This is a genomic window from Pseudomonas protegens (assembly GCF_003732485.1).
Taxonomy (GTDB): domain Bacteria; phylum Pseudomonadota; class Gammaproteobacteria; order Pseudomonadales; family Pseudomonadaceae; genus Aquipseudomonas; species Aquipseudomonas protegens_B.
Genome location: NZ_MOAK01000051.1, coordinates 80118 through 89497, shown reverse-complemented (window position 1 = coordinate 89497; position 9380 = coordinate 80118). Strand labels below are relative to the sequence as shown.

Here is a 9380-nt window from a genome sequence, read left to right as displayed (position 1 = left end):
CCGGAGAGAGGGAACCCCGAGCCTTAGCGAGGGGCCCATGGAGGGGCAAGCGTTTTTGGTTCCTTTTTAGGCGTTTGTAAAAAGGGACTCGCCGTAAGGGCGAAACCATAAGTGGCCGCCCCCGCAGCAACGGATATGAACCCCGCCCCCTCTAGCCGCAAAGGCCGCAAAGTCAGCGAAGGCCTCCGCCCAGGCACTGCATGTCTCACAAGCCCTTTCGCCGGCACAGGCGCTGCATGACTTGCAAGCCCCTTCGCCGGCAAGCCGGCTCCTACACAGCGGCTGCAGGTTGCAGTTGGCGTTTGCGTTGCATCAGGTAGTAGGCGCCATAGCACAGGGCGATAAAGCCCGACCCCCAATACAGCGACGGGCGCTGGGTTTCGTCGAGGGCCAGAAACACAAACAACGAGCTACACAGCACGATGCACAACAGCGGCACCAGGGGAAACCAGGGCGCACGGTATTTGAGCTGGTGCAGTTGTCCACCCTCGCGCAGGAACTGACGGCGGAAGCGGTACTGGGCCAGGGCGATGACGATCCAGGTCACGGTGCCGGCCATGCCGCTCACCGCCATCAGCACCATGAACAGGGTGTCGGCAGCGATAAAGCTGGTCATCAGCGAGATCAGGGCAAAGCACAGGGTGATGGCCAAAGCCCGCAGGGGCACGCCCTGTTTGCTCAGGGGCGACAGGGCCTTGGGCGCCATGCCGGATTTGGACATGGCCCAGAGGATGCGCGTAGAGGCATACAAACCGGAGTTGCCCACCGAAAGAATCGCCGTGAGGATCACGAAGTTCATCAGGTCGGCGGCGTAGGGAATGCCCACCATGTCGAACACCTGGACGAAGGGGCTCTCCACCAGTCCGGCTTGCTGCCAGGGAATGATCGCCGCCAGCACCATCACCGCCAGGACGTAGAAGATCAGTACCCGAAACACCACGTTGCGCACGGCACGCGGAATGCTTTTTTCCGGCTGGTCGGTTTCACCGGCGGCCACGCCCATGATCTCGCAGCCCTGGAAGGCGTAGACCACGGTCATCATCACCGCGAACACCGCCGGCAGGCCGTTGGGGAATAGTGAGTCGCCCTTGAGGTTGTCGAACATCGGCGCCGGGGCACCGCTGGGCAGGTCGATGACGCCGAAGATCACCAGCGCGCCCACCACGATAAAGCTCAGGATCGCCAGCACCTTGATCCCGGCGAACCAGTATTCGGCCTCGCCAAAGGCGCGGGTGGCCAGGGCGTTGATGCCGAACAGCAAGGCCACGAACAGCGCCGACCAGTACCAGATCGGCACGTCGGGGAACCAGCGCTGCATCAGCATGCCGGCGGCGGTGAACTCCAGGCCCACGGTGGTGGCCCAGCTCATCCAGTAGACCCAGCCGATCATGAAGCCGGTGGCCGGGCCAATGTATTTGGTGGCGTGGGCCTGGAACGAGCCGGACACCGGCATCTGCACCGACAGCTCGCCCAGGCAGACCATCACCAGGTACATCAGGAAGCCGGCCACCAGGTAAGAGAGGATCGCCCCCCAGGGGCCGCCCTGGTTGATGGTGACCCCGGAGCCCATGAACAGCCCGGTGCCGATCACGCCGCCCAGGGACAGCATGAAAATGTGCCGGCTCTTCAAGGAGCGGGTCAGGTGGATGCCTTTACGTTCAGTGGTGGTTGTCATGGCGCACCTCAGCAGTCGGTGAGGCGCAGGGCGCGGGGCGAAGGGGTGTGGCGGAAGGCGGAAGCAGCTTGCAGGCAGTTCATTATTATTATCTCCAATAAGCTTCGAAGACCGCGGCGGGCGCGGTTCAAGCGATTATTGGAAAGCCATGTAAGTTCGGGTTGAAGCAAAAGATCGAAGATGTAAAAAGTCGTAAGGATTTTGTACGTCAGGCCGCCAGCAAGCGCTGCAGCAAGACCCGAGACTCTTGCCAGGACCGCTGCAGCCTCGCCGCCAGGGACGCCAGAGCCGGGCGATCCGCCTGCTGCGCCGCCGCCTCCAACTCCCGCAGCACCCGGGCCAGCGCGCAAAACCCCAGGGAGTCGGCACTGCCCGCCAGCCGATGGGCCAGGTGCAGGACCTCGGTGCAGTCTTCGGCGGCCAGGGCGTCGGCCAACAGTGGTTGTTGCTGATCCAGGGCATCGGCCAGGATCTGGAGCAGGTCCTGCAACTTCTGCTCGCCCAACAGACTGCGATGAGTGTCCAGCAAGCCCTGGTCGAGCAAGCCCTCCTCAGTGTCGGCCTGCGGCATCTGCACCTGCCCGGCCAGCACCTGACGCAGGCTCTCCAGCTGCAACGGCTTGCCAAGAATGCCCTGCATCCCGGCCTGCAGATAACCGCGCACCACGGACGGCTGGACGCTGGCGGTGAGAGCGACAATGCGTACCTGCCGATTGGGCCCGGGACGCTGGCGAATCTCGCGGCACAGCTCGACTCCGCTGATGCCCGGCAAGTGCACATCCAGCAACAACAGGTCGAAGGCTTGCTGCTGACACAAGGCCAGAGCCGACTCGCCGTCTTCAGCCAGCCACACTTGATGGCCGTCACGCTGCAGCAGGCCGCTGGCCACTTCGCGGTTCAGGGCCACGTCTTCGACCACCAGGATCTTCAAACCCTGCGCCGGCACCTGAAGCTGTGGCGACGGCAAAGGCTCTTGACCCACCCCCAGCACCAGCTCGAACCAGAAACAACTGCCCTGCCCCAGCTCACTGTCGACGCCGATGCGTCCGTCCAGTTGCTGCAGCAAGTGTTTGCATATCGCCAGCCCGAGGCCAGTGCCGCCATAGCGGCGGCTGACTTCATCACTGGCCTGGACGAAACGCTCGAAGATCTTTTCGCGCATCGACGCGGCAATGCCGATGCCGTTGTCGCGCACGCAGCAGCGCAGGCGCTGGCCACCGGCGGTGCTGTCGAGCACTTGCACTTCGACCCGCACCCAGCCGTCTTCGGTAAAACGAATGGCGTTGGCCAGCAGGTTGCTCAGCACCTGGCGCAGGTACTGCTCGGCGCCCTGCTGGCGCGGTGCCAGTTGTTCGTCGATGTGCAATTCCAGGCGGGTGCGGTTGGCCTCGGCCCGGGGCTGCAACAAGGTGGTGACTTCTTCCAGCAACTGACGCAGGGAGAAGTCCCGCACTTCCGGGCGGCTTTCGCCCTCCTCCAACCGGGCAAAGGACAGTACTTCATTGAGGATGCTCAGCAAGCCCTCCCCGGCTTGATGCAAGGCCTGCAAACGCTGACGATCCTGCTGGTCCAGGGGCGCCTGACGCAGCAGTTCGGCCATGCCGAGGATGCCGTTCAACGGGGTGCGCAGTTCATGGCTCATGGTCGCCAGAAAGCGCGACTTGGCGAGGTTCGCGGCTTCGGCCTCGTCCTTGGCGTGCATCAGGCTGGCGGTGCGGCGCTGGACCATTTTCTGCAATTCGTCGCGCTTGTCCTGCAAGGCCAATCGGTCGGCTTCGCGGCGCTGCACGTCGTCGAGCACCGCCCGGCGCATGTCGTCCAGGGCTCGGGCTACGGTGTCGATCTCGTCGCCATCCGGGCGCTGGCGCTTGTCCAGGTGCAGGGGCTCGTGCAGCTCGCCGGCCGCCACGCGCCGGGCGAAATCGGCCATCACTTGCAGGTGCCGGGTCACCAGACGGTAGAACAGCCCGGACAAGGCCACCGCCAGCCCGCAGAGAAACACGCTCATCCACAACAGGCTGGCCAGCCCGGTGGCGTACAGGCGCCGATACACCGCCCCCAGATCGGTGCTGACCTGCAACTCGCCCAACTGGCGCAAGGGCCCGGACGGCGGTTGATAGCTCAAGGGAAAACGCTCCACCCGCAGCGGCCCGATCAGCTCGGCGCTGCCCTGCTGCAAGTCGAAATCGTTGCTGATCAAGTGCACCCGGGCCACATCGGAAAAGTCCACCAGCCCCTGCAACTGCACGGTCAGTTGCTCCTGGTTGAGGTCCCACAGGTTGCGTTCCAGGCTGCCCAGGTAACCGGCGCGGATCAGCCCCATGCGGCTGTCGATCTCGCGCATTTCCCGGCGGTATTCGAAGTACAGCTGCACGCTGCTGGCGAGCACGGTGAAGCACAGGCTGAACAGCAGGATAAACAGCAGCAGGCGGCGCAACAGGCCGCCGGAACGCAGGGGGATCATGGCGCCGTCTCCCGTTGCGCCTTGAGCATGGCGCGGTAGTCGTCCTGGCTTTGCCCAAGCCAGCGCTGCACCGCGCCGCTGTCCACCTGGCGCTGCAACTGCGCGTCGATCTCGGCCATGCGCGGCGCCACGGGCGAGTGGCGCGACACCGCCAGGCGCAGGTAGTCGACGCTCACCGCCTGGGGCAAGGCGACTATGTCCTCGGCCCCCGGTAGCTGCTCGATAAACAGCTGCCCGGTGCGGCGTTCATGGGGGATGAAATCGATGCGCTGGCGGATCAGCTTGCCGAAGTTCTGCTGGCTGCTGGAGACCCATTCGATATTGCCGTGCTGCACCACTTCGCGGTCGAAATCCTGGCCGTAGCTCTCGCCGAACAGCAGGCCGCCGCGATAGGCCCGCAAGTCCTGCAAGTGCGCGAAGCGCGGCAGGCTGCGGCGGTTGACGAACAGCGCGACTTCTTCGCGCAGCACCGGCACCTGGGAAAACAGCAGGTCCTGCTGGCGCTGGCTGGTGCTGTAGGCCAGCACCACATCCACCCGGCCCGCGGCGGCGTCCAGCAGGCAGCGCTTCCAGTTGCCCAGCACCACCACCTGCACCTGATAACCCAGGTCCCCCAGCACCTGACGCACCAGGGTCGGCGCCAGCCCGCGCACTTGCTGGCCGTCGCTCCAGGAAATCGGCGGGTACACCGGGTAGTCGCAATAACGCAGCACGGGCCGGGGTTCAGCGAACGTCGGGCCGGCCAGCAGGATCAAGCACAGGCTCAGGCACAGGCCCACTGCGCGGCGCAGCAATTCAGGCGGCCACGCTGGCGGTGAACAGGTAACCGGCACCGTGGATGGTGATGATCAGCTCCGGCTCGGCCGGGTCGTCGTGCAGCTTGCGCCGCAGGCGGCCCACCAGCACGTCGATGGAACGGTCGCTGGGCACCCATTCGCGGTTGCGGATCTGGTCCATCAACTGGTCGCGGCTCAGGGTATGGCCGCTGTTGCGCAGGAACACGCTGAGCAACTGGTACTCGCCGTGGGTCAGCAGGGTTTCAGCGCCCCCGGCATCGATCAGCCGACGGCGGTCGGTGTCCAGGGCCCAGTCGGCGAACTGCTTGACCGGGCTCGGGCTCGACGCCTGGGGTTGCGGCTGGCGCGCATGGCGCACCCGGCGCACCAGGTTCTTGGCCCGGGACACCAGCTCGCGCGGATTGAGGGGTTTGATCACGTAGTCGTCGGCGCCACATTCCAGGCCGACGATGCGGTCGATGTCGTCGTTGCGCCCGGTGATCAGGATGATCCCCACTTCCGAACGCACCCGCAGTTCCCGGGTCAGGGTCAGGCCGTCCTTGCCCGGCAGGCGGATGTCCAGCATCAGCAGGTCCACCGTGTGCTGGCCAAGAAAGCTCTCCGCCTGCTCCGCGGTGGCGGCGCAATGCACGTCGTAGCCTTCCTGAGAGAGATAAGCCTGAAGCAGCTCGCGAATCAGCGGATCGTCATCGACGATCAATACCCGAGGAGTCATCGCCTGTTTCCTGATTATTTTTATTGGAGATCAAGCCTTGCGCACGCTAACCATTACTGAACAACCGATCAATAGCCCTATGTCGGCCTGATGAAGCCGCGCCCCTGGCTGGCCAGCAAGCCCTCGACCCAGGCTTCGCAAATCTGCACGCCTTGCTGCGGGCTGAAGGTGCCCGGGTTGAGCCCGGACTCCAGCCACAGGCCGTCGAGCAAGGCGCTGAGGCTGATGGCCGCCAGATCGGCGTCGAAGCGTTCCCAGCCCTGGTCCCCGGCCAGCTGGCCCAGCAGGCTCGCCAGTTCGTTGCGGTACTCGGCGTAGGAATGTTCATGGGCCAGATTGATCGCGTCGGCAGTCTTCACCGCGCCCCAGAAGGCCAGCCAGGCATCCAGCAGCCGCGGGTCCAGCAGTTCGGCGCAGAACGAGGCGCGAAAGAACGCCGACAGCCGCTGCCGGGGATCAGGCGCGGCCTGCTCCATGGCTTCGCGCAGCAGGCTCATGACCCGCCCGGTGATCGCGCGATAGGCCTCGGCCACCAGCTCGTCCTTGCCGGAATAGTGATGGCTGATCAGCCCCACCGAGACCCCGGCCTCGGCGGAGATCTTGCGGATCGACGCGCCCTGGAAGCCATGCAGCTTGAGGCAGGTCAGAGTCGCCTCGATCAGCTCGGCCTTGCGCAGGTCGGGTTCCAGACGGGAAAAGCGCGCTTCCTGGCTCATGGGGCGGGTTCCTTGGACGGTGGCCAAAAATTGAAACTGAACGACTGTACAACAGGTGTTCAGAAGGTGGCCAGGGGTACATCACCCACCAGTTTTCGCAGACGGCATCGACATCGACATCGACATCAACAAAGTCATTCTTGCTGATCTTTACCATGGCGCACATGTGCTGAGCGGCCGTAAATTTGAATAGATGGCACAACCCGACGGTTTACACCGTCATGAGGACCACCTTATGTATTTCGCTACCGATACAGCGACCTTCATCGACTCCAATCGACGAGCATTTGATTGGCGAAGACCCGCATCAAGGTCTTCTGTCGATCGCCAATGACCAGCCCAGCTTGCCTTGCACAAAAAATTGGAGGCTGCATGCGGCACCTATCGCGACTAGATACACCTCTTGGCCCGCACTGACGTACAGAACAGGCCTCCTCTGGAGTTCGAGTCGCGTGTCCGCCACGGAGTGAAAATTTAGTAAAGTATTTACAAATGACCTAAATACGCCCAAAATTCGATTTATTAAATTTTCATTATATTTACTAAATCAACTCAAAATAGGGGTATCAGGAAATGTACAGCGAAGCTCTTGTACAACTGTCACTGGATACATTGTCTTGCAGTCAGAAGGATCTAGCCGTTCGCCTTGGAGTATCTCCAACCCAAATCAGCAAGTGGAAGAAAGGAGAACACATGTCCTCAGAGATGGAGGAAAAGCTTCGCAACCTTACAGGTATTGGTGAAAAGGATCCTTCATTCGTCCTTTGGGCTGGATCAATAGAGGATGCTAACAAATGGGAAGGTCTTATCCATTTTCTAGCAACGATGGCACAAGAGGTTGCCGAAACCGGATATATCACTTCCCCACTCAGTGACGAAGGAAACACTCTGTGCTGGCATACGTTCTATGTTCTAAAAGAAATGGGAGTAACCATTCCAGAAGTATTCCCCAAAGACCTTGAAGTCAACTATAACGATGTAGATGACGACAACCTCTTTGAGTCAATCCTAGAAAACCCATACGCCGCTCTAATCTATGAGATTTATAAATCCCTCAACAATGTATATGGCTTCTATGCAGCATATTTATCGGAACTCATATACGACGACGAATTAGAGCTATTCGACACCCCTGCTGACAATATTGAATCCTGTCTAATGTCACTTGCTGCTTGCAAAATCGAAGAAAACCAGAGGCTCACACCAAATTTCAGAAATTTTAAATTTCAAGTCATCAAAGATTATGAGGAGTGGCTAGATATCGTCAAGGACAGAGCCTTTCGAGCAGGCGTCCCCCTGAGAGCGGAGCTTCTCAAGCTGGTTCATGGTTCAGATGGGGAGTTAGGACATGAGGCTGAGGCCGAGAGCCTTGGATTCAACTCATCACGGATACACCCAGACATATATATGAACGAGCTTTTAGTTGGAATGAGAATAATCCATCAGGTTCTACCAGCCATAATGAAAAAACTAGAGATCAACGAAGAGTTTGAGCTAGACACTTCAAAGCTTCGAATATAGCCCCCAAATCAAAACTTACAAAAATCGCCTCTCCATACGAGAGGCGACACCTTAGATCATTTCCAAAGAGCCAGTACAACTAAACCAACTAGACACCCACAGACAAAAAGGAGTCATCATTGTCGCTCTTAGCTTACATTAAGTGCGCGCAGACCGAACATTCACTATTACAACCAGTGAGGCCAAGCTCACGACTGCATTAACAAAGTTAATTGAGAGCTAGGCAGATACTGACCAGTTCAAGCAAATACTCCGGACCGTTACCCTAGGCGTAGCGGAACTCGGCGAAGCAAAAAGTTGATCCATTTGATCGATATTCCATTGCAAGTGAAAAAGAAGCGAAAGCAAGGATCTCAGAATAGAGAGAGCGTTTTCACGAGCGACATTCAGTCATACCGATCTATCTGGAAAATTTCACCTGAAGGCGCAACCGAGCGCCCGAGTCTTCGAACGCCTGGCACGGGCACGACGGTTTCGATTCAGTCGCGGTAGTCGGGGGCCACGCGTTGCAGCAAGCGCAACAGCGCCGCCCAAGCCAGCTGCATGGCGTCCGGGTCGTTGAGTTCACCTTCCTGCAGCGGCCGCCCCGGGTCGTTGAACTGGCGCTCGGTGTGGGCACAGATCGCGTCCGGTGGTAGCACGATCTCCCCTGCTGCCTGGGCCGCCAGTTGAATCTCGCAGGCCTTCTCCAGGTAATACATGCGCAAAAACGCCTGGCTCACGGTCTCGCCCACGGTGAGCAAGCCGTGGTTGCGCAGCATCAGCACGCTCTTGTCGCCCAAATCAGCCACCAGCCGTTGCTGCTCGCTCAGGTCCAGGGCCACACCTTCGTAATCGTGGTAGGCCACGCGGCCATAGAACTCCATGGAAATCTGGTTCACCGGCAGCAAGCCGCATTTGAGCGCCGCCACCGCGCAACCGGCCTTGGTGTGGGTGTGCAGCACGCACTGGGCGTCTTCGCGGGCGCCATGAATCGCGCTGTGAATCACAAAACCCGCTGGGTTCACCGGGTACGGCGACGGCTCCACGGCTTCGCCATTGAGGTCGATCTTCACCAGGTTGGACGCGGTGATTTCATCGAACATCAAGCCGTAGGGGTTGATCAGAAAATGATGCTCGGGCCCGGGCAGGCGCACCGAGATATGGGTGAAGATCAGGTCGGTCATGCGAAAGTGCGCGATCAGCCGGTAGCAGGCCGCCAGCTCTTCGCGCAGGCGCTGTTCAGTGGCGCTGCGCTCGGTCAGGGCGTGGGGGCTGGGAGCGATATTGTTCATTGTTGGAGTCCTCCAGGCGGGTGGGCGGGCAAACAGGATCGGTAAAAAGAGCCGGCAAACAATAGGACCGGACGCCCGCAGGCGTCCAGCCCGTTGCGCTTACTTGCTGGCCCAGGCGTTGAAGCGCTCTTCCAGCTCCTCGCCATGATCCACCCAGAACTCCACGTTCATCGCCAGGGCGTCCTTGAGGTTCTGTTCCGAGGTCGGCACCCACTGCG

7 protein-coding genes and 2 pseudogenes are annotated in these 9380 nt (G+C 60.6%); 2 read left to right on the top strand and 7 right to left on the bottom strand.

All coding sequences use genetic code 11. The annotated features are described in order from the left end of the window. Positions 1-271: 271 nt before the first annotated feature. The 5 genes from BLX41_RS12970 to BLX41_RS12950 form a co-directional block, all read right to left on the bottom strand. Entirely contained in the window at positions 272-1675 is a 1404-nt protein-coding gene (locus BLX41_RS12970; protein WP_123725195.1) for an amino acid permease, read from the bottom strand. Positions 1676-1883: 208 nt separating this feature from the next. Further along, on the bottom strand, positions 1884-4139 hold the full coding sequence (locus tag BLX41_RS12965; RefSeq protein ID WP_123725194.1) for an ATP-binding protein: 2256 nt from the start codon (positions 4137-4139) through the stop codon (positions 1884-1886). Beyond that, complete coding sequence (locus tag BLX41_RS12960; protein WP_123725193.1) at positions 4136-4933, bottom strand: substrate-binding periplasmic protein; 798 nt, start codon at positions 4931-4933, stop codon at positions 4136-4138. The genes BLX41_RS12965 and BLX41_RS12960 overlap by 4 nt, the downstream gene beginning before the upstream one ends. Before the next feature lies 1 nt (position 4934). After that, positions 4935-5651 carry a response regulator gene (locus BLX41_RS12955; RefSeq protein WP_047304616.1) on the bottom strand — a complete coding sequence of 239 codons (717 nt, stop codon included), beginning with the start codon at positions 5649-5651 and terminating at the stop codon, positions 4935-4937. A gap of 77 nt (positions 5652-5728) precedes the next feature. Further along, positions 5729-6367, bottom strand: coding sequence for a TetR family transcriptional regulator C-terminal domain-containing protein (locus tag BLX41_RS12950; protein WP_123725192.1), 639 nt, complete (start codon positions 6365-6367; stop codon positions 5729-5731). Positions 6368-6940: 573 nt separating this feature from the next. Here BLX41_RS12950 and BLX41_RS37325 point away from each other — a divergent pair. Both BLX41_RS37325 and BLX41_RS12945 read left to right on the top strand, forming a co-directional pair. Next, a pseudogene (locus BLX41_RS37325) lies at positions 6941-7054 on the top strand (helix-turn-helix domain-containing protein); the annotation flags it as partial. A 6-nt stretch (positions 7055-7060) separates the two neighbouring features. Beyond that, the gene (locus tag BLX41_RS12945) at positions 7061-7888 is read left to right on the top strand and encodes a hypothetical protein (RefSeq protein WP_259744809.1); all 828 of its coding nucleotides are present in this window, start codon (positions 7061-7063) and stop codon (positions 7886-7888) included. Positions 7889-8367: 479 nt separating this feature from the next. Here BLX41_RS12945 and BLX41_RS12940 read toward each other — a convergent pair whose 3' ends face one another. Both BLX41_RS12940 and BLX41_RS35235 read right to left on the bottom strand, forming a co-directional pair. Then, positions 8368-9162 (bottom strand): class II aldolase/adducin family protein, encoded by a 795-nt coding sequence (locus BLX41_RS12940; RefSeq protein WP_123725190.1) that lies wholly within the window; start codon positions 9160-9162, stop codon positions 8368-8370. 99 nt (positions 9163-9261) lie between these two features. Next, positions 9262-9380, bottom strand: a pseudogene (locus BLX41_RS35235) (ABC transporter substrate-binding protein); the annotation flags it as partial.